We start from the raw sequence: 20,216 nt of genomic DNA, 5'->3' as shown, positions 1-20,216 counted from the left end.
TATTTTTTTACTCTATGGAGCGGGAAACGAGATTCGAACTCGCGACCCCAACCTTGGCAAGGTTGTGCTCTACCCCTGAGCTATTCCCGCAAAAAATAAGTGGTGCCCGAGGTCGGACTCGAACCGACACAAGGTTGCCCTTACCAGATTTTGAGTCTGGCGCGTCTACCAGTTTCACCACTCGGGCTCATTTTTAAGATTTAAAGCTAAAATTATACTTTTTTAGGCTAAAAAATACTTTAAAAATAAAAAGTATTTTCAAAAAGACGATATAAAATTATATAATTTAAATTTTTGGAACAGTTATTGCTTTTGTTTATTAGCAATGTTTGAAAAGATTTTAACTTTAATACTTTAGAGGAAAAAAAATGAGAATTACAAATAAACTTAACTTCACAAATAGTGTGAATAATTCTATGGGTGGTCAAAGTGCTTTATATCAGATATCTCAACAACTTGCTTCAGGTTTAAAAATTCAAAATTCATATGAAGATGCAAGCACTTATATAGATAATACGCGTCTTGAATATGAAATTAAAACATTAGAGCAAGTAAAAGAATCAACTAGTAGAGCTCAAGAAATGACTCAAAATAGCATGAAAGCTTTACAAGACATGGTTAAACTTCTTGAAGATTTTAAAGTTAAAGTAACTCAAGCTGCAAGCGATAGCAATTCTCAAACTTCAAGAGAGGCTATAGCAAAAGAACTAGAACGCATAAAAGAAAGTATAGTTCAGCTTGCAAATACTAGCGTTAATGGTCAGTATCTTTTTGCAGGTTCTCAAGTTGCAAACAAACCTTTTGATTCTAATGGAAATTATTATGGAGATAAAAATAATATTAATGTAGTAACTGGAGCTGGAACTGAAAGCCCATACAATATACCAGGTTGGGATTTATTTTTTAAAGCAGATGGAGACTATAAAAAACAAATAAGCACCAATGTTAGTTTTACAGATAATCGTTGGGATTTAAATAAAGACCCTGATAAAACTAAATATCTCACAGGAGATTCTAAATGGCAACAACTTATCGGGCAAGGTTATGTAAAAGATAATAGCTTAGATGCTGATAAAGATTTTGAGTATGATGATAGCAAACTAGATTTTCCTCCAACAACTCTTTATGTTCAAGGTACAAGACCCGATGGAACAAGTTTTAAAAGCGCTGTACTTGTAAAACCCGAAGATACTTTAGAAGATGTAATGGAAAATATTGGAGCTCTTTATGGTAATACTCCAAATAATAAAGTAGTAGAAATAAGTATGAATGATAGTGGTCAAATTCAAATTACAGATCTAAAGCAAGGTAATAATAAACTCGATTTTCATGCTGTAGCTTTCACACCACAAGCTGATACCAAAGATGAACTTAAAAATATTATTGAAGCTGCTAATCAAGAGGGTATTTCAATGAATGAAGTTACAAATAGGGTTATGCAAGCTGCTACAGCTGCTCCTAGTAATGGAGATATTACAAATTTAAATAATCCTGTAACCATTCAAATCAACGGACAAGGCTTTGAAATCGATTTAAAACAAACTGATTTTATCAAAAGTAAAATGACAGATACAGATGGAAATGCTACTAATGGAGCTGATTACGATAATGTGTATTTTGAAAAAAATGGAAATACTGTTTATGGTAATGTTTCTCAAGTTATCAAAGGAAGCAATGCTTATGCAACTGATTCAACCAAACTTAGCGAGGTAATGGCAGGAGATAGCCTAAATGGTACTACTTTAAATTTAAAAGTCAATTCCAAAGGTGGAAATACTTACGATGTTACTATAAATTTACAAACTTCAACTGTAAGCTATCCTGATCCTAATAATCCAGGTCAAACCATAAGCTTTCCTATTATGCATACTAATCCTGCAACTGGAAATAGTGGAGTTGTTACAGGATCAAATGATATTACCTATAAACAGCTTAATGATATTATAGGTATGTTTGCTGCAGATAAAATTCCTACAACAACCATACAAGCCAATAATGGTCAAATTAATAATGCAAATTATACCCAAATACAACAACTCATGAAAGATTCTCAAGCTACTGTCGATGTAAGTATGGATTATAAAGGTCGTATTAGTATTACTGATAAACTTTCTTCAGGCACTAATATAGAAATTTCTCTTAGTGATTCTCAAAGTGGCCACTTTCCACAACCACCATTTAACACAACTTCTTCAGTAACAAATGGTCCAAATTTTAGTTTTAGTGCGAATAATTCTTTAACTATAGATGAGCCAAATGTGGATATTATTAAAGATTTAGATTTAATGATTGATGCTGTTTTAAAAGGCAATATGAGAGCAGACTCCGAAAGTGAAAACCCTAGAAATACAGGTATACAAGGAGCTTTAGAAAGACTTGATCATTTAGCAGATCATGTTAGCAAGCTTAATACAACTATGGGAGCATATCATAATACTATCGAAGGTGTTAATACACGCACATCCTTTTTAAGCGTTAATGTCCAAAGTATAAAATCAAATGTGATTGATGTAGATTATGGTGAGGCAATGATGAATTTAATGCAAGTTCAACTTGCATATCAAGCTTCTCTTAAAGCTAGTACAACAATTTCTCAACTTAGCTTATTAAATTATATGTAAAATTTTTTATGGTATAATTTGGCTTTGATTTTATTTTCAAGGAAAGAATATTAAAAAAGAAGCCATTTTTACCAGCTCTACACTTGTTATTTTTTATCTTTGTCTTTGTATGCTAGCACCTAGCATGGGAGAATGGGTTTACAAGGCTAATTTATTTTTATTTGGAGAATTTGGGTATTACTATCCATTTTCTTTGCTTATATTAAATTATCTCTACTATAAAAAAAATTATAAAATAGAAAATTTTAAGCGTAGAGAACTTTTTGGTTTTTCTTTAGCCTTTTTTTCTACCTTGCTTTTATTTTCTGTCTTTTATAGAGGGTTTGGGTATATTTTAGAAATTGTATATGGATTTTCTTCTGCAATCTTAGGGCATACAGGGAGTGGAATTTTTGCTCTTTTGCTTTTACTATTTTCTTTGGTTTTATTGTTTCCAAAATTTGCAAAAGAAATTTTAAAAATAGAATTAGATTTTACTTATTTATTAAAAGTAGAGCAAGCTTTTAAATCTTTACTTATGCGTGTATTTGGCGGAGAAAATGAGAAAGAAGATGTAGGTAAATCAGAACTTATGGTGCCAAAATTAAATATTTTACAAGGCAACATATACGAAAATTCACAAATAAACAAAAAAGAAAAAACCAATAACTTAGAACAGATAATTAAAGATAGCAATATCAATGCGAGTAAAAATTCAATTACCACCGCCAAAGAAAACTTTGAAAAACTAAAAAATCAAATTTTAGATGAAACCATAGAGATTGATAAACAAAGCTTAAAAGAATCGAGAAGTTTTGTTTATGAACATTCTCAACAGGTGCGAAATTTTGCACAAAAAGCGAGTAAAATGAGCATTAGTCTTGATGAAGATTTTAATTTTATTTCAGAAGAAGAGGTAGATATGATCCCTGAACGTTTTTTAAAACCTAAAAAACTTGAAGATATAAAGCAAATAGATACAAATAAAAATTTAGATGAGCCAAGTTATAAACGTAAAAATATTGAAATTCCAGTTTCTAATCAAGAAGTTAAACCAAAAATTTTTACAAAAGAGCTTGAACTTAGAGAGAATTTGATAAAAAAAGAAAAACTAGAACAAGAATACAAAGCCTATCAAAATGAAATTTTAGAAAATAAAGTAAAACAAGAAATTAAAAAATTAGAAGAATATGATGCGATAAATTCAAGTGATATTATAGAAGGGAATAAATATAGTTTTAATAGCCCAAAAACAATTAAAACAGAAACAGAAGAATCAGACAAAATAAATGAAAATAAAAATCTAGATAAAACAGACAATATCTTTGAATTTACTCCCATTGTAGAAGAGTTAAATCATCCTTATATAGAACCTACTCCTATAAAAAATATAAATGAAATAGTTATAGAAGAAAAAAATACACTCGATTTTATCCAAAATACAAAAACTAAAATTGATGATGAAAAAACAAATGATCAAGAAATTAAACTTCAAAAAGCAGTTTTAGCCAAAGAAATTGCTATTAACCAAGCTTTATTGCGTGAAATAGAGCAGGGCGAAGTAGAAAAACCAAAAGATTTCACCTTGCCACCATTAGATTTTTTGGCTAATCCAAAAGAGCATAGACAAGAAATCAATGAAAGTGAAATAGATAAAAAAATTTACAATCTTCTTGAAAAGTTGCGTCGTTTTAAAATAGGCGGTGATGTTATAAGCACTTATGTTGGTCCTGTGGTAACTACTTTTGAATTTCGTCCTAGTGCAGATGTAAAAGTAAGTCGTATTTTAAATTTACAAGATGATTTAACTATGGCTTTAATGGCAAAATCAATCCGCATTCAAGCTCCAATACCAGGAAAAGATGTTGTAGGTATAGAAGTTCCAAATGATGAAATTCAAACCATTTATTTAAGAGAAATTTTACAAAGTGAAGTTTTTAAAAACGCTAAAAGTCCTTTAACCATAGCCTTAGGTAAAGATATAGTAGGCAATGCTTTTGTAACCGATCTTAAAAAACTTCCGCATTTACTCATCGCAGGAACGACAGGTAGTGGTAAAAGTGTGGGGATAAATTCTATGCTTTTAAGTCTTTTATATCGCAACTCTCCAAAAACCTTACGTTTGATGATGATAGATCCTAAGATGCTTGAATTTAGCATTTATAATGACATTCCTCATCTTTTAACTCCTGTTATCACAGATCCAAAAAAAGCAGTCAATGCGCTTTCAAATATGGTAGCTGAAATGGAAAGACGCTATCGCTTAATGGCTGATGCAAAAACCAAAAATATAGAAAATTACAATGAAAAAATGAAAGAATTAGGAGGAGAAGAGCTTCCTTTTATTGTAGTAATTATCGATGAACTTGCTGATTTGATGATGACTGCGGGTAAAGATGTAGAATTTTATATAGGAAGACTTGCGCAAATGGCAAGAGCAAGTGGAATCCACTTGATTGTAGCTACACAACGACCTTCTGTTGATGTTGTAACAGGACTAATTAAAGCGAATTTACCAAGTAGAATTTCTTATAAAGTAGGGCAAAAAATTGACTCTAAAGTTATTTTAGATGCTATGGGTGCTGAAAGTTTACTTGGAAGAGGGGATTGTTTATTTACTCCTCCTGGAACAAGCTCTATAGTGCGTTTGCATGCGCCTTTTGCAAGCGAATTTGAAATAGAAAAAATCGTGGATTTTCTAAAGGATCAACAAAGCGTAGAATATGATGAAAGCTTTTTAAAGGATCAACAAAGCGTAGGTGTTACAACAAATGAAAGCTTTGATGGGGAAGTAGATGAGCTTTACGAAGAAGCTAAAAGAGTAATCTTAGAAGATGGAAAAACAAGCATTTCTTATTTACAACGCCGTTTAAAAATCGGCTATAACCGCTCTGCAAATATTATTGAACAACTTACGCAAAACGGGATTTTAAGCGAACCTGATGCCAAAGGACAAAGGGAAATCTTGTAAGATTTTTCTTGTGTTTTTGATATATAAAACTGATTACAAAAGAAGAAATTTAAAAGGCAAAAGCCCCGTAAAAAGGGCTTAAAAATTATTTATCTCTAAGATTTAATTCAGTAATTAACTTACTATAAGAATTATAATCTTTTCTTTTAAGATAAGATAAAAGTCTTTTTCTTTGACCTACAAGTTTTAGAAGTCCTAATCTTGATGAAAAGTCTTTTTTGTAGATTTTTAAATGTTCTGTAAGTTCTGCAATTCTTGCAGTTAAAAGAGCTACTTGAACTTCTGTTGAACCAGTATCACCTGGTTTTTTAGCGAATTTCGCAACTATTTCTGCTTTTTTGGCCGAATCCAAAGCCATGATAGACCTCCTGATTGGTAAAATAATAAAATTAAAGAACTGTAATTTTATCTTAAAAAAGCAAAAAATAAACTGAATTTATCTTTTTTAGAAGGTTTTGTCAAAATTTAAGTCTTTTTCTAAGAATTATTTATTATAATTACAGCTATTTCTGTAGTTATAACAAGGAGAATCTGTGCTATTTACCAAAGCTAGCGAATACGCTTTACTTTCTTTAATTTATATTTCTCAAAAAGAAACACCTCAAGATGTAGATTCTTTAGCTTTAGAGCTTGATATTCCTAAAAGTTTTTTAGCTAAAATTTTACAAACTTTAGCTAAAGATGGCTTGTTAAAATCCTTTAAAGGGGCAAAAGGTGGTTTTGTTTTAATCAAAGAACCAAGTCAATATACTATAAAAGAAATTGTTAATAGTGCTGAAAAAAAGGATATCAGTGTATTTGAATGCAGTGGTGGCACTTGTCCAAATAATAAAGAAGAAAATTGCACCTTAATGCCTATGTTAGTAAATTTACAAAATAAAGTAGATGAATTTTTAGATTCTATTACTTTAGAAGATATTATGAAAAATAATGGCAAAAAATAAAATAGTCGATTTAGTTTTTCCTTTCTTGGGGCCTTTAATCGCTCCTGTTTTAAAAGCTAAAAGCTTGACTATTGTTGGTTTTTTAGTTTGTATTTTAGCTATTATTATAGTTCCTTTACCAAGTCCTATTTTGGACTTTTTCTTGGCTTTAAGTATAGCTTTATCGGTATTAATTATTTTAATTTCTATTTATATACCCAAACCGACAGATTTAACAACTTTTCCAACTTTAATCTTGATTATCACTTTATTTAGGCTTTCATTAAATATAGCTACCACAAGGATGATTTTAAGCGAAGGGCAAAACGGCCCTGAAGCTGTGAGTGAGATTATAGCAGCATTTGGAGAATTTGTTGTTGGTGGAAATATGGTCATTGGCGTGATTGTATTTTGTATCTTGGTATTGATTAATTTCATGGTTGTAACAAAAGGTAGTACAAGGGTTTCTGAAGTACAAGCAAGATTTACACTTGATGCGATGCCGGGTAAACAAATGGCTATTGATGCGGATTTAAATGCAGGACTTATTGATGAACAAACCGCTAGAGCAAGACGTCAAGAAGTTATTGCTGAGGCAAACTTCTATGGTGCAATGGATGGTTCTTCTAAATTTATCAAAGGAGATGCTGTTGCAGGAATTATCATAACTATTATAAATATCATAGGTGGTTTTTTAATAGGATCTTTTCAGCACGATATGGCTTTAAGCGATGCTGCTTCTACCTATACTATTTTAACCATAGGTGATGGACTTGTATCTCAAATTCCAGGGCTTATTACTTCTACTGCAACCGCTATAATTATCACTCGTGCAAGCAAAGATGAGGAAAATTTTGCAGAAGGAACTTTAACTCAACTTTTAAGCGAATATCGCACGCTTTTAATAGTAGGTTTTGTACTTTTTATCTTTGCGTTAGTGCCTGGTTTGCCAACTTTATCCTTGGGCTTTATGGCTTTAGTATTTTTAAGCCTTGGCTATCTTACCAAGCAGGTTAAGGAAGGTAAAATTGATATAACTACAGTTAAAAAAAGCAAACCAAGTGCCGCAGCTGCATCTCAAAGTGGAGCAGGTGGGACAACGGCAACGCCTGCTAAGAAAAGCGAAGAAGAAATTCTCAAAGAAGAAGAGCACAAGATTAACGATATCCTCAAAGTTGAAATTTTAGAACTTGAACTTGGATACGGACTTATTAAGCTTGCTGAAAACGAACTTACAGAAAGAATTCGCTCAATGAGAAGAAGTATTGCTGAAAGTTTAGGATTTTTAATGCCAAAAATAAGAATAAGAGATAATTTAAGACTTAAACCAAATGAGTATAGTTTTAAACTCAAGGGCGTGTCTATAGCAAGTGCTGAAATTTATCCGGATAAATATTTAGCCATGGATAGTGGTTTTATCACAGAAGAGATAGAAGGGATTGCTACAAAAGAACCCGCTTTTAACTCTGATGCACTTTGGATTGATGCGAATTTAAAAGATGAAGCAACATTAAATGGCTATATAGTAATAGATCCTGCAAGTGTTATTTCAACACATATGAGCGAACTTATCAAAGCGCACGCAAGCGAACTTCTCACACGCCAAGAGGTGCAAAATCTTCTTGATAAGGTTAAAAATGATTATCCAATCATCGTAGAAGGTGCTTTAGGTGTCGCACCTGTAAGTCTTATTCAAAAAATTCTCAAAGACTTGCTTAAGCATCACATACCAATTAAAGATATGCTTACTATTTTAGAATCTGTAAGTGATATAGCAGAAGTAAGCAAGAGTTTTGATATGATTATTGAACATGTAAGGGCGTCCTTAGCTAGGATGATTACAAATATGTATTTAGATGATAAAGGAAATTTGGATATTTTTATCTTAGACTCTGCTAGTTCTGCGGTTTTATTGGAAAATGTACAATTTAGAGATGGAAGTTATCACTTGCCTTTAAGTGTAGCTCAAACAGGTACTTTAGTAGATACTCTAAGGGCTGAAGTTGCCGCAGTAGCAAATGGTCGTATCAAGCCTTTTATACTTTGCGTTGAACCGCAGCTTAGAAAATTCATTGCTGATATTTGTTATAATTTTAGCATTAATATAGTAGTGTTAAGTTTTGCAGAAATTGCAGAAAATACAAATTTTAATACCGAGGGTATTATTAGGATAGAACTTTAAGGAATATAATGAAAATTTATCATCTTTCGCATACAGATCTTGATGGTTATGCTTGTCAATTTATAGTAAATTTTTATTTTAAAAATGTGAGATTTTATAATTCTAATTATGGTAAAGAAATTAATGAAAATTTTAACTCTATTATAAGCGATATAGAAAAAGATGAAAATTTCGGAAAAGCTATTATTCTAATAACAGATTTAAATTTAAATTTAAATCAATGCGAAGAATTTGAAAAAATTTGCAAAGAGAAAAATATTAAAATTTTTCTTCTTGATCATCATCAGAGTGGCGAAGAATGTGCTCAAAAATATTCTTGGTATTTACTTGATTCTAAAAGATGTGCAACTAAAATCGTTTATGATTTTTTCTCTAAAATCTGCACCCCTGTTTTAGAACTTTCAAACTTTGTTGATGTGGTTAATGCTGTTGATATTTGGCTAAGCGAGGATGAAAATTTTGAACTTGGAAAGGTTTTTTTAGGCTTGATTGCCAATGCAAAAGAAATAAATCGTGTGATGTTTAAAGAATCTCAAATTGATTATATGTTTTTCTTGCTTGATAAGGCTTGGAAATTTATAGGAAAAGAAAATGCAAATATTTTACTCGATAATGCTACTCATTTTATAAAAAAGGATTATTTTGCCAGAAAAAATGATGATACTCTTTCTAATTTAATTTCTTATTTTGTAGTTGAAAAACTAAGTGAGCTAAAAGAAAATTTCAGTATAGAATATGAAGGCCATAAAGGCATCTTAACTTCAAATATAGGCAATACTTCTGTTATTGGAAATGATTTTTTAGTAAAAAATCCTGATTATGACTTTTTTATTGATATTAGTTCTAGAAAAACCTTAAGTTTTCGTGCAAATGGAAAAATAGATGTAAGTTTAATGGCTAAAAATTTAGTAGGTGGCGGTGGACATAAAAATGCTAGTGGTGGACTTTTTGCGACATTTAAAGATGGAATAAATTATAATTATATTAAGGCTCAAATTATTGATTTAATTAAAAGCAAAGAACTTAAAAAGGAAAACAATGAATCAAAACAATAATAAAACCTTAAAAAATGAACTAGAAGATTTACAATATGAGCTTAGCATAGTTTTAGAAGCTATGCTTTTATACGCTGGAGTTAAAAGAGAAAAATTAGAAAATGCAATAGAAGCTTATATTGATAATATAGATAATGTGCTTGAAAATTCCAACAAAGAAGGGGTTGATGAAATTTTAGAAGTGGTGGAATTTCTAAAAAATAAATACAAACATTTTTTTCAATGAAAAAGTGTATTTTAATTTTTTTTAGTTTATATTCTTTAAGTTTTGCCAATATTTATGAAAAATTAAATGATTTTGCTTATGAAAAAAAACCGAATAAAGATTTTAAGATTCAAGAAGTTAAATTAGTGCAATTTTCACAAGAAAATAAAGATTGCCTTGAACTTTTAATAGAAGCTGGTCAAGTTAGAATTTTAAATAGCTATAATTCTTGTCAAAAATTATCTAAAGATGAAAGTTTTCAAAAATTTCTTAATGAAGATTTTTTAAAACTTTATAAAAATAATAGATACTTGATTAATGAAAATTTACAAAATTTGAAAAATACCATGCAGGATATTATGATATATTATAAACTTCGATATTCTTTTAGTAAAGATGTAAAAGATATGAGTAAAAATAAGAATTTGGATATTTTAAATATAGACGAAAAAGACGGTGGTACTTTGCTTTACAAAATCAACAATCAAGCTTGCGTTGGAATAGAACTTACAAGACATAACTCAAGAATGGCTATGAAAATATACGGAATAGAAAATTTGGATAAAGAGTGCAAACTATTTATCCAATCGCCTTCTTTTAAAGATCTTTCCTACACAAAAAAAGATTTTAAGTGGTATTATTTAGAATAAATAAATGCTTTAATTTTTAAATAAAAATTTTTAAAAATCGTGCTTAAAGCAAAAGTATCTTGCCTTCCAAGATTTTGAAAAACACAGTTGTCTAAGTCTTTTTTTTCTTGAATGCTTAAATTTTTCATTAACCTAACCTTTAAAAATATTGCAAGATTTTATTATAGCGAAAAAACTTTATTTTTGCTTTAAATATTTATAAGTTCTATTTTAAATATAAATGAATATTATTTTAAGGTTTAAAGCTTTTTTCTTAAAATGTAATTAGGTTTTATTGACTTTTTCTAAATAAAGTCTTATGCTGAATTTAAATTACGCAAAATAAGGAGGAAAATTGATGAATAAATTTTCTATCGTTTTAACTTTGTTGTTATGTGGAAGTTGTGCTTTAGCCTTAGATCCAAATTTGGAAAAAACTAAGAGTGCAACAGGTATTGATCTGTCTACCGCCAAATGGAATTTACCTAAGGCATTAAATGAAGATGGCACTATAGATGAAACTAAAATGCCAAAAAAATTCAAAATATAGCAAAATGGTTATTTTGGGAAATAAAATTCTTAATGAAACAAGCAAATATGTGGGTCCACAGGCCAAAGATCCTAAAAAAGATTTGCGGGAAATAATCTTTCTTGTTCAAGCTGTCATGCTAATGGTGGAAGTGTGCAAAATCAATCGGGTTTTGTAGGAATTTGGGCAAGATTTCCACAATATAATGCCAGAGGAGATAAAGTAATTACCTTAGCAGATAGGATCAATGGCTGTTTTGAACGCTCTATAAATGATAAAAGAATGTCTAGTGATGCGCCTGAAATGAAAGCCATGCTAACTTATATGCAATGGTTATCTCAAGGAGTTCCAGTAGGAGCTAAGATAGAAGGACAGGGACTTAAGAAAATAGATTTCATCTCAAGAGCAGCTGATCCTAAAAAAGGTAAGGCAATTTATATGGATAAATGTGCCGTTTGTCATCAAGAAAATGGCTTGGGGCTTAAAAATGAGGATAGCGCAGGGCGTATTATCTTTATCCACCACTTTGGGGTGATGATAGTTATAACACAGGAGCTGGAATGTATCGTCTTATCAAAGCTGCTTCTTATATTAAAGAAAATATGCCTCAAGGTGCACCTGACTTAAGTCTTGAAGATGCTTATGATGTAGCAGCTTACATGAATTCACAAGCTCGCCCTATTAAAGCAAATAGAGATGAAGACTTTCCAAATAGAAAGGTTAAGCCTTTAGATATGGATGTGGGACCTTATGACGATAGCTTTTCTACAACCCAACATCGCTATGGACCTTATACAAATATGATCAAAAAATAATTTTTAAGGCAATTTTTATTGCCTTAAAAATTTATTATTTCATATTACTTAATTTTTTAACTAGATCTTCTAAATCTTGCATCGAATTGATTGCACTTGGGTTAATTTGATATTTTCCATTAACAACAAAAGCAGGGGTGCCATAGGTTTTAGCTATATCATTAGCTCTTTGAAACTCGCTTAAAATTTCTTTAGCTTTTGGGGTATTTAAAAAATTTAATACTTCATTTTTATTTACATTCATAGCCTTTAAACCTATGTCGTAAAATTCATCTAAATTTGAAAAATTTCTTTGCTTGTTTAAAAAATAAGAAGCAAAATAAACATCAGCAAGTTTATGAGATAAACTATCAGAATAACTCGCATCTTTACCATTTTGCTTATCTTTGTATTGAGCAAAGGCAAAAAGCTCATTCATTTCTTTGGAAAATTCCCCATTCATTAAACTTACAGGATAGAGTTTAAAATGTAAATTTGGAAAAGCTTCTCTCAGTTTTTCAAGAGTTCCAAATTTATGATGATTATAACAATGTATACATTTATAAGAAAATGCTTCTATTACACTATTTTCAGAGTTGGGTAAACTTGGATTAAGGGTAATAAAACTATTATTTGCTAATGCAAAACTTGAATAAAATACAAGAGCTAAAACAAATTTGCAAAAAAAATTACGCATATTATATCCTTGGTTAAATAAAATTTTCAAAGATAATTTTATTTAAAAAAAATAAATAAGCCCAAATTTATTTTTGGGCTTATTGTTATTTTTTAGGATTGAATGCTTGATCAACACTAAAAGGCATTGCTTGATAACCCGTGCCTGAACCGCTAAATTGAATTTGAACCGAAGGTTCCTTAGCACCCCAGTTAAATTCATCAATTTCAGGTTTTGGTTCCCCAAGACTTACACCTTTGCTAAGGTCAAAAGCCATTCCAGCTGTTGCACTATAAACCACAATAGAATCTTTATCTGGTTCATATTGAGTTAAAGAAGTTACAGGAGAAAACCATTCATTTCCACGATTTTTACCATATTCCCAAATTTGTTCCACGGTTTTATTTTGCTGATCGATTTTATAAATTACAGCACGAGAATATTTTTGACTTGCAAATGCAGGTTGTTCAGCTCCTCTTGCATCACCATTATCAAAAACACTTATATAAATATAACGCTTGTTTGATTTACTATCAATTCTCCAGCCTGTATGCTGCGTCCAAGTGAAATCAAATCCACCATTTTCATTTTCATAACCTGGGCATTTGCTATAATCATCATCGCAAACAATTTTTTTGCCATTTTTATCTACAGGTTGCAATAAATATTTTTGAAATTCTTTATTCCACCCTTTATGTGCCCCTAAAATCCATTTTATTTTTTTATCACGACCAATTTTAACAACAGCACTTTGATGGCGACTAGAAATAATAATACTATCATCACTTGGATCATAATCAACGCTATTTACATGAGCCCAATTCCTACCTATACCTGCACCTGCTATATCTCCAAATTTATCGCTTTCATCCATTTTGGCAAGCTCTTCATCGCTTAAGGTTTTACCCGCTTTGCTTGCATCTATATTTAAACACACTGCACCTTGATCTAAAGCTTTGATAATGGTACTTCTATAAGGATCTAAAATCTCATACAATCTCCAATCATCAACAACATTACCATTCTCATCTACTTCTACAATAGTATCACGCACTGTGCGTACATGCTTACCATCTGGACGCAAAGTATTTGCTGAAGCTACTCTTAATAAATAATGCCCATTTTGCATATTGTCCATAGCATGAGAAAAATCTATATAGGCAGCAGGTAATTTGCGATTGAAAATTTCTCTTCCCAGACATCGTATTTTACATATCTTTGACCAAATCCCCAAGTTAAAGCTCCATCTTTGTTTTGATGAAAGCCCATCATAATTCCACGATTATAAATATTGTCCCAGTTCATTAGTTTATCGTTATCAAAATACCATCTGATTTCACCCTTGATATCTATGATAAAGACATTTGAATTTTCATCCCATTCCATATCACCACCTACAGGATTATTCCATACAGATTGTGAGCCTTTGCCAGACTGTTTTCCAGGAGCATTATTTACTAAATATAGCCTATCTGAAAATTTTGGATCCATTTTTAATACTTTCACATTTTCAAAAGGAGTTCCTGTTTGATCAGTACTTCCACTTGGTTCTATGCTAACCCCTGGAGTTGTAATTTTATAAATCTCATCAATGACTTTTTGACTTTTACCATTTGCAGTTTTAGTATAACTTACCTTTACTGTATTTAAATAAGAAGGATAAAGTCCAAAAATAGGAATTCCACCATAAGTCTTAGCCATTTTAGAATTCACATTATAAGAGATAGTTTGGCCATTTGGTTTAGGAACAATGGTTACTTTTATATCACTTAAAACATAGCCATTATCCATGATAATAGCGGTCAAAGGAGACAATCCATAAGGATTCATTTTAATCGCACCTATTTGCCCTTGAATTTGCCAATCTATTTTCGCTCCACTAGGACCACCCATGGCCATTAAAGCATTAGGTGCAAGTAGGGTAGAACCCGCCAAAAGTGCCATGCAAAGAGTTTTGCTAAGTCTCATGATCAATCCTTTAAAATTATTTAAGCCATCCTAAGATAGCTTAATAAAATTTTAATAATACACAACAAAAATAATTTGTTGTGTATTTTAAGAGTATCTTTAAACAACTTGATTTAAATGGTTTAAACTAGCTATATTTTGATTTGGATTTTTTGGTTCGCCTATAAATTTAAGCACTAAAACCAAAATAACAATCACCAATGCAAAAATTTTAGCATTAGGTTTATTTTTATCTAAAACATAGGCTATAAACATTGCAAAAAGCACAATAAAACAACATAAAAATGCTATAAGACAGCAAATTGCCATATTCATAAACTTTAAACTAGGAATCAAATACCAACCATTGCTATAAAGCCCATTTTCAAAATCAGGTAGAGTTCCTATAAAAAATTTTTGAAAAGCATTGAGATGATTATAAGCATTTTCTGGAACTACAGGGGTATCCATCCCACATTCTCCTGTTGGCAAAAACCAACTAGGAGCCCATTCATGCAAAGGTAAATTAAATGGATAGATAGGAATTTCACGACATCCATCTACACCTGCAAAAGGATTTTCAGAATGAACCACTTCATGAATATGATTTAAAGTTAGACAATGCTCCAAGCCAAGCCAAATTCCATAAAAAGCTAAGCTATAAGAAAAAATTTTTATAATATTATTTGCAGGGTTGATTAATGCAATCATACCACCTATAGCCATAACAAGCATATCAAATCTTATATACACACATTGTTCGCAAGGTTCCATAAAAAGATATTCTTGAAATAAAAAATGTGCTATACAAGTAAGTCCTATAGTAACTATAATCAAAATCAACCAAGGTTTACGCGTATCTTGCCATTTAGAAAGTGAAAAATTTCTGCATTTATCTTTCATTTTTATACAACTCATTTTTGCTTGCTAAGTTCTTTAGTAATTTCAATCAAAGTCTCTGGAGAGTTGATTGCACTTGGAATGATTTGATATTTTCCATTAACAACAAAAGCAGGGGTGCCATAATTTTGCGAAATAGGATTGGCAATTTCATAACTTTTTAAAAGCTCTGCAGCCTCTGGAGTTTTTAAGAAATTTTCCAAATCAGCTTTACTTACATTCATTGCTTTTAAACCGACACTATAAAAAGCTTCAGGATTTTTACCATTTTCCCATCTTTGTTTTTTCTTAAAATATGCATTAAAATAAGCTTCAGCGACTTTATGAGTTAAACTATTTTTATCCGTAGGATCAATTTTATTTACACCATCCTTAAATGCCGCAAAAGCAAAAATTTCATTAGCTTGCCTTCCATAATCTCCCATAGAACTTACAGGATAAAATTTATAAGTTAAATTAGGTAATTTTTCTTTAACTTTACCCATGGTATTAAATTTGTGATGATCATAACAATGAGTACAGTGATAAGAAAAAATTTCAATCAATGAATTATCAGCGTTAGCAATAGGATTTTTAAGAATTACATATTCTTTACCTTCACTTAATGCGCTAGCACTTATACCTGCTAAAAAAGCACATACAACAATAGATCTTGCTAATTTTACTGGAAATTTCATTACCCTCTCCTTGAAATTTGGTTTTGATAAAACTTTTTATTAAGTTTTTATGTAATAACTATTTATAACACTATTAAAATAAAAATATTCTTAAAAAATTTTATAACTAAGAATATTTACTTTAACTAAAAATCAAGAATAGGGGGTTAAAAAATTTAATGCACAAGTTATCATTTTTATGTATATTTTGATAATAATATAAAATAATTTAATTTTTAAATATTCTTTATAGTTTTCAAGAAAAGTAAAATATAATTTTAATTTACGAAATAAAATTATCAATTTTTTACATTATATTTTATGGATAAGTTTATTTCACTCAAAAGGTAAAATCATAAAAGTATGTAAAAATAGTAGCTTAATCTATATCAAAGTAGAATAATCTAGGTGTATATAAAAAAGTTTGAAAATTACAGTTTTCAATACAAAATTATAAATTTTATATATTTTTACCTTTTATCATATCTTTTTATGATTGATATAAGATTTATTTAATAAAAATATTTCAATCTTTTTGCCTTGCATATAAAAACAAACTTTTTCCTAAAAAAGCTTTTTTTTACTAAGTTAATACTAAAATACCTTTTCTAGTTAAAAAGCTAAAATTTTAGATTTAGGAAAAGTTTTTATGAAATACCCTTTAGATTGTGAAGAAAATTTTGAAAAATCATTCTTATTTTGGTTAGCAAAATATGTAAAATTTAAACTCAACTCACTATCTAACAAAGAGTTAAAAAATCCACAAGCTTTAGCAGAAGTTAATTTTGCTCTTACAAAAGGTGTAAAAAATATTGATGAACTTGACGCTCTAGCAAAAAAAGCAAGAAATGCTGGTTTAAGTGGAGTTAATACTTATTTTAATCCTTTAAAAAAAGTATTTGAATATTTAAATTTTTATAAGCTTTACTCTTTAAAACAGATTGATGAAGAACTCATTGTAGAAGTTTTAGCAAGTATAACAGGTGCTTTATCAGATGCAAGCAAAAAAAATTACCGTATTGCTGTGATTAATTTTTTTGATTTTTTAGACAAGCAAAATGAAGAAGATGAAAAAGCACATATTTTCGATATCAATCTTAAAAACTGGGCAGGTATAGCAGGTTCTAAAGGGGTAAAATTACCTGAATTTATGAGTGAAGAAGAGCTTAAAAAATTTCTTGATGCTATTAAAAATGCAGATTTTAAAAACAATACCATACGCAATAAACTTATTATTAAAATCATCATTTTTACAGGCATACGGGTAAGTGAAGCTATCAATATCAAAATGGGTGATATTAGCGAAGAAAACGATCTTTATATCATAAGAATAAGAGCTAAAGGCAATAAATATCGTGTTGTAATGATAAAAAAAGAACTTATTTACGATTTGCTTAAAAATGTAAGTATTAATTATATGAGTAAAGACGCCCTACTTTTTGTCAATAAAAAAGGCACTCCACTGACTCAATCTTATGTCAGTCGCATAGTAGAACAGCTTTTATTTCGTGCAGGAATTCGCAAACAAAAAAATGGTGCTCATATGTTGCGTCATACTTTTGCCACCCTGCTTTATAAAAAGCAAAAAGATTTAGTTTTAGTTCAAGAAGCTTTAGGGCATGCAAGTTTAAATACCTCAAGAATTTACACTCATTTTGATAATAATAAATTAAAACTTGCCGCACAGGTTGCAAAGGAATTAAGTGACTCTTGAAAACTATGCTGTTTTTGGTAAATATTTTTACCATGATTTAAAACACACTTTAAAAGCCTTTAACCACAAAGAAAGTAAAAAATGCTTTAAATTTATAGAAAAATATAAAAATGATTTTTATATTTTAATGCTTGCTGATTATGAGCTATATAGATATTTTCAAGATAAAAATTTCACAAGCAAAAAGGCTTATTTGTCTGTATTTGCTTTTAAAAAAAGAAAAAAATTTCAAAAAGAAGATATCGATGAAGAAAAATTTATTCCTGAATTTATAAATTTTTTAGATCAAGATAATTACAAGGAAAATTTCATCAAGGTTAAAGAGGCAATCTCCAAAGGAAGAGTTTATCAAATCAACCTTACTCAAAATTTTAAATTTCATAGCAAAATGGATTCTTTTGAACTTTTTAAACTTTTGCTTTCTAGACAAGATACTGAATTTAAAGCTTTTATAAAAGATGAAACAAGAGAAATTTTATCCTTTTCTCCTGAACTTTTCTTCAAAACCAAAAAAAGAAAAATATTTACAAAACCTATGAAAGGCACAATTAAGCGTGATAAAGATCCTATAAAAGATGAAGAAAATAAAATTTTCTTGCAAAATGATACAAAAAATCTGAGTGAAAATGTTATGATTTGTGATCTTTTACGCAACGATCTTTCAAAAATCATCACAAAAAAAAGCTTAAAAACCAAACTTTTTGAAATTCAAAGTCACCCTACTTTACATCAAATGACTTCAAGCGTACAAGGAAAACTTAAAAAAAATATTTCTTTATATCAAATTTTTAAAGCTCTCTTTCCTTGTGGTTCTATTACAGGTGCTCCAAAGCTTGAAAGTATTAAATTTATTGAAGAATTAGAACAAAGAGATCGTGGTATTTACTGCGGAACTATAGGTTTAATACACAAAAATAAAAATAAATTTAGCGTAGCCATACGCACCTTAGAAAAACAAGATGAAATTTATACTTATAGCACGGGTAGCGGCTTGGTTTGGGACTCAAAATTTAAAGATGAATTTGAAGAATTAAAACTTAAAAGCGCGATCTTAAATCCTTGTGATTTTCATCTTTTTGAAACCATGTATTTTAAAAATTCTCAAATTTTATTTTTAAAAGAACATTTATTAAGGCTTATAAATTCAGCTCTTAAATTTAATTTTAATACTCACAAGCTCTTTAAAGATTTTTATAATATTTTAAATCAAAAAAGTTCTTATAAAGAATATCAAAATTTTACACTTTTTAAACTCGATGAAAAAATTTTCCACAAAAAACACTCTTTATTTTATAATTTTCCCCTACCCTTTAAAAATCCACATAAAGAAGGAATTTTAAAGCTTATTTTATACAAAGACGGAAGATACGAATTTCAACAAAGTGCCTTAAAACAAAATTCAAACGATATTTTGCTTTTAAGTGATGATAAAATTAACTCAAAAAGTGACAATCTCTATCACAAAAGCTCTTTACGTACTTTTTATAATCAACACTCATACAAATGGCAGCAAAACTTGTGTTATGACATAGCTTTTTTTAACGAAAAAGATGAACTTTGCGAAGGCTCAAGAACCAATCTCATCTTAGAAAAAAACGCTCAATTTTATACTCCACAAATTCAAAGCGGTATGTTAAATGGCGTATATAGAAATTTCTTAATCAATCTTGGCTTGATAAAAGAAAAAGCATTATTTAAACAAGATTTATTTGAAGCAGAAAATATTTATTGCATTAATTCCGTGCGTGGTTTAAAAAAGGTAAAATTACAATGAAGAAAATTTTATTTATAGATAATTATGATTCTTTTAGTTACACCATCATCTATTATCTTAAAGAACTTGGTTTTGAATGTAAAGTGATAAAAAACGATGCCTTTAAAAAAGCCAAAGAATTAGAAAAATTTGATTTTACTCATCTTATCATTTCTCCTGGTCCTCATTCTCCTAAGGAATCTAAATTAAGCTTAAAAGCAATCAAATATTTTAAAAAAAATAAAAAAATTTTAGGCATATGTTTAGGACATCAGTGTATAGCTGAAATTTTTGGCGGTAAGGTTTCTAAAATGCAAAATCCCATGCATGGTAAAATTTCTAAACTTTATTTTAAAAAAGATCCTATTTTTAAGGGTATTAAACAAGAAATTGAAATTTGCTTATATCATTCTTTACACATTAGCTCCATGCCTGAAAAATGCAAAATTTTAGCTCATAATTCAGAAAATATTATTATGGCAATTAAACATAAAAAATATCCTATTTATGGATTACAATTTCACCCCGAAGCAGTTTTAACTCAAAAAGGCAAAAAAATACTTAAAAACTTTATGAAACTTTAGTCTTTTTTGCATTTAAAATATAAATATGAAAATCTAAAATAAAATATCCTTAAAATAATTATCATTAATATAAATTTATAAATAAAAAAACCGATAAC

General features: G+C 29.6%; 18 protein-coding genes, 2 tRNA genes and 1 pseudogene. 13 read left to right on the top strand and 8 right to left on the bottom strand.

Going from position 1 to position 20,216, the window contains the following annotated elements:
- Window positions 1-15: 15 nt before the first annotated feature.
- Window positions 16-90: transfer RNA gene (locus AT682_RS04205), tRNA-Gly, on the bottom strand.
- Window positions 91-100: 10 nt separating this feature from the next.
- Window positions 101-187, bottom strand: a tRNA-Leu gene (locus AT682_RS04200).
- 181 nt (window positions 188-368) lie between these two features.
- Between AT682_RS04200 and flgL the strand changes: the two genes are divergently transcribed.
- Together flgL and ftsK are read left to right on the top strand one after the other, a co-directional pair.
- Window positions 369-2,621 carry a flagellar hook-associated protein FlgL gene (gene flgL / locus AT682_RS04195; RefSeq protein WP_002882860.1) on the top strand — a complete coding sequence of 751 codons (2,253 nt, stop codon included), beginning with the start codon at window positions 369-371 and terminating at the stop codon, window positions 2,619-2,621.
- A 109-nt stretch (window positions 2,622-2,730) separates the two neighbouring features.
- Entirely contained in the window at window positions 2,731-5,571 is a 2,841-nt protein-coding gene (gene ftsK, locus AT682_RS04190) for a DNA translocase FtsK (protein WP_032595338.1), read from the top strand.
- Window positions 5,572-5,656: 85 nt separating this feature from the next.
- On the opposite strand, the gene rpsO is transcribed toward ftsK, so the two are convergent.
- The gene (gene rpsO / locus AT682_RS04185; protein ID WP_002852579.1) at window positions 5,657-5,929 is read right to left on the bottom strand and encodes a 30S ribosomal protein S15; all 273 of its coding nucleotides are present in this window, start codon (window positions 5,927-5,929) and stop codon (window positions 5,657-5,659) included.
- Window positions 5,930-6,104: 175 nt separating this feature from the next.
- Here rpsO and AT682_RS04180 point away from each other — a divergent pair, with 175 nt between their 5' ends.
- From AT682_RS04180 to AT682_RS04160, 5 genes are read left to right on the top strand one after another with little or no spacing between them, the layout of a single operon-like run.
- On the top strand, window positions 6,105-6,515 hold the full coding sequence (locus AT682_RS04180; protein ID WP_002852609.1) for an Rrf2 family transcriptional regulator: 411 nt from the start codon (window positions 6,105-6,107) through the stop codon (window positions 6,513-6,515).
- Window positions 6,502-8,676: a flagellar biosynthesis protein FlhA gene (gene flhA, locus AT682_RS04175; RefSeq protein WP_002882857.1), complete on the top strand. Its 2,175-nt coding sequence runs from the start codon at window positions 6,502-6,504 to the stop codon at window positions 8,674-8,676. Before AT682_RS04180 ends, flhA begins: the two co-directional genes overlap by 14 nt.
- Window positions 8,677-8,684: 8 nt before the next feature.
- Window positions 8,685-9,731 carry a DHH family phosphoesterase gene (locus AT682_RS04170; protein ID WP_002882855.1) on the top strand — a complete coding sequence of 349 codons (1,047 nt, stop codon included), beginning with the start codon at window positions 8,685-8,687 and terminating at the stop codon, window positions 9,729-9,731.
- Window positions 9,715-9,957: a hypothetical protein gene (locus AT682_RS04165; RefSeq protein ID WP_002882854.1), complete on the top strand. Its 243-nt coding sequence runs from the start codon at window positions 9,715-9,717 to the stop codon at window positions 9,955-9,957. Before AT682_RS04170 ends, AT682_RS04165 begins: the two co-directional genes overlap by 17 nt.
- Entirely contained in the window at window positions 9,954-10,586 is a 633-nt protein-coding gene (locus tag AT682_RS04160) for a hypothetical protein (protein WP_002882852.1), read from the top strand. The genes AT682_RS04165 and AT682_RS04160 overlap by 4 nt, the downstream gene beginning before the upstream one ends.
- On the opposite strand, the gene AT682_RS09525 is transcribed toward AT682_RS04160, so the two are convergent.
- The gene (locus AT682_RS09525) at window positions 10,574-10,714 is read right to left on the bottom strand and encodes a hypothetical protein (RefSeq protein ID WP_002881066.1); all 141 of its coding nucleotides are present in this window, start codon (window positions 10,712-10,714) and stop codon (window positions 10,574-10,576) included. The two genes, AT682_RS04160 and AT682_RS09525, sit on opposite strands and share 13 nt — an antisense overlap.
- Before the next feature lie 209 nt (window positions 10,715-10,923).
- On the opposite strand from AT682_RS09525, the gene AT682_RS09785 reads away from it, so the two are divergent.
- From AT682_RS09785 to AT682_RS09515, 3 genes are all read left to right on the top strand, one after another.
- On the top strand, window positions 10,924-11,115 hold the full coding sequence (locus tag AT682_RS09785) for a hypothetical protein (RefSeq protein WP_016818239.1): 192 nt from the start codon (window positions 10,924-10,926) through the stop codon (window positions 11,113-11,115).
- 132 nt (window positions 11,116-11,247) lie between these two features.
- On the top strand, window positions 11,248-11,721 hold the full coding sequence (locus AT682_RS09780) for a c-type cytochrome (protein ID WP_016818241.1): 474 nt from the start codon (window positions 11,248-11,250) through the stop codon (window positions 11,719-11,721).
- On the top strand, window positions 11,697-11,909 hold the full coding sequence (locus AT682_RS09515) for a cytochrome C (RefSeq protein ID WP_169313239.1): 213 nt from the start codon (window positions 11,697-11,699) through the stop codon (window positions 11,907-11,909). The genes AT682_RS09780 and AT682_RS09515 overlap by 25 nt, the downstream gene beginning before the upstream one ends.
- Before the next feature lie 34 nt (window positions 11,910-11,943).
- On the opposite strand, the gene dsbA is transcribed toward AT682_RS09515, so the two are convergent.
- From dsbA to AT682_RS04120, 4 genes and pseudogenes are all read right to left on the bottom strand, one after another.
- Window positions 11,944-12,585: a thiol:disulfide interchange protein DsbA/DsbL gene (gene dsbA, locus AT682_RS04135; protein WP_016818243.1), complete on the bottom strand. Its 642-nt coding sequence runs from the start codon at window positions 12,583-12,585 to the stop codon at window positions 11,944-11,946.
- A gap of 85 nt (window positions 12,586-12,670) precedes the next feature.
- Window positions 12,671-14,355 (bottom strand): annotated as a pseudogene (locus tag AT682_RS04130) (aryl-sulfate sulfotransferase).
- A gap of 276 nt (window positions 14,356-14,631) precedes the next feature.
- Complete coding sequence (dsbI, locus tag AT682_RS04125; protein ID WP_002883558.1) at window positions 14,632-15,429, bottom strand: protein-disulfide oxidoreductase DsbI; 798 nt, start codon at window positions 15,427-15,429, stop codon at window positions 14,632-14,634.
- Window positions 15,426-16,088, bottom strand: coding sequence for a thiol:disulfide interchange protein DsbA/DsbL (locus tag AT682_RS04120; RefSeq protein ID WP_052802221.1), 663 nt, complete (start codon window positions 16,086-16,088; stop codon window positions 15,426-15,428). The genes dsbI and AT682_RS04120 overlap by 4 nt, the downstream gene beginning before the upstream one ends.
- Window positions 16,089-16,716: 628 nt before the next feature.
- Between AT682_RS04120 and xerD the strand changes: the two genes are divergently transcribed.
- From xerD to pabA, 3 genes are read left to right on the top strand one after another with little or no spacing between them, the layout of a single operon-like run.
- Entirely contained in the window at window positions 16,717-17,781 is a 1,065-nt protein-coding gene (gene xerD / locus AT682_RS04115) for a tyrosine-type recombinase/integrase (RefSeq protein ID WP_002882306.1), read from the top strand.
- On the top strand, window positions 17,771-19,555 hold the full coding sequence (gene pabB / locus AT682_RS04110) for a bifunctional chorismate-binding protein/class IV aminotransferase (RefSeq protein ID WP_002882308.1): 1,785 nt from the start codon (window positions 17,771-17,773) through the stop codon (window positions 19,553-19,555). The genes xerD and pabB overlap by 11 nt, the downstream gene beginning before the upstream one ends.
- Window positions 19,552-20,118 (top strand): anthranilate synthase component II, encoded by a 567-nt coding sequence (pabA, locus tag AT682_RS04105; RefSeq protein ID WP_002868820.1) that lies wholly within the window; start codon window positions 19,552-19,554, stop codon window positions 20,116-20,118. The genes pabB and pabA overlap by 4 nt, the downstream gene beginning before the upstream one ends.
- Window positions 20,119-20,216: the final 98 nt, after the last annotated feature.

Source organism: Campylobacter jejuni, assembly GCF_001457695.1.
GTDB classification, from domain to species: domain Bacteria; phylum Campylobacterota; class Campylobacteria; order Campylobacterales; family Campylobacteraceae; genus Campylobacter_D; species Campylobacter_D jejuni.
The sequence above is the reverse complement of the archived record's forward strand: the minus strand, read 5'-3'. Positions and strand labels throughout refer to the sequence as shown.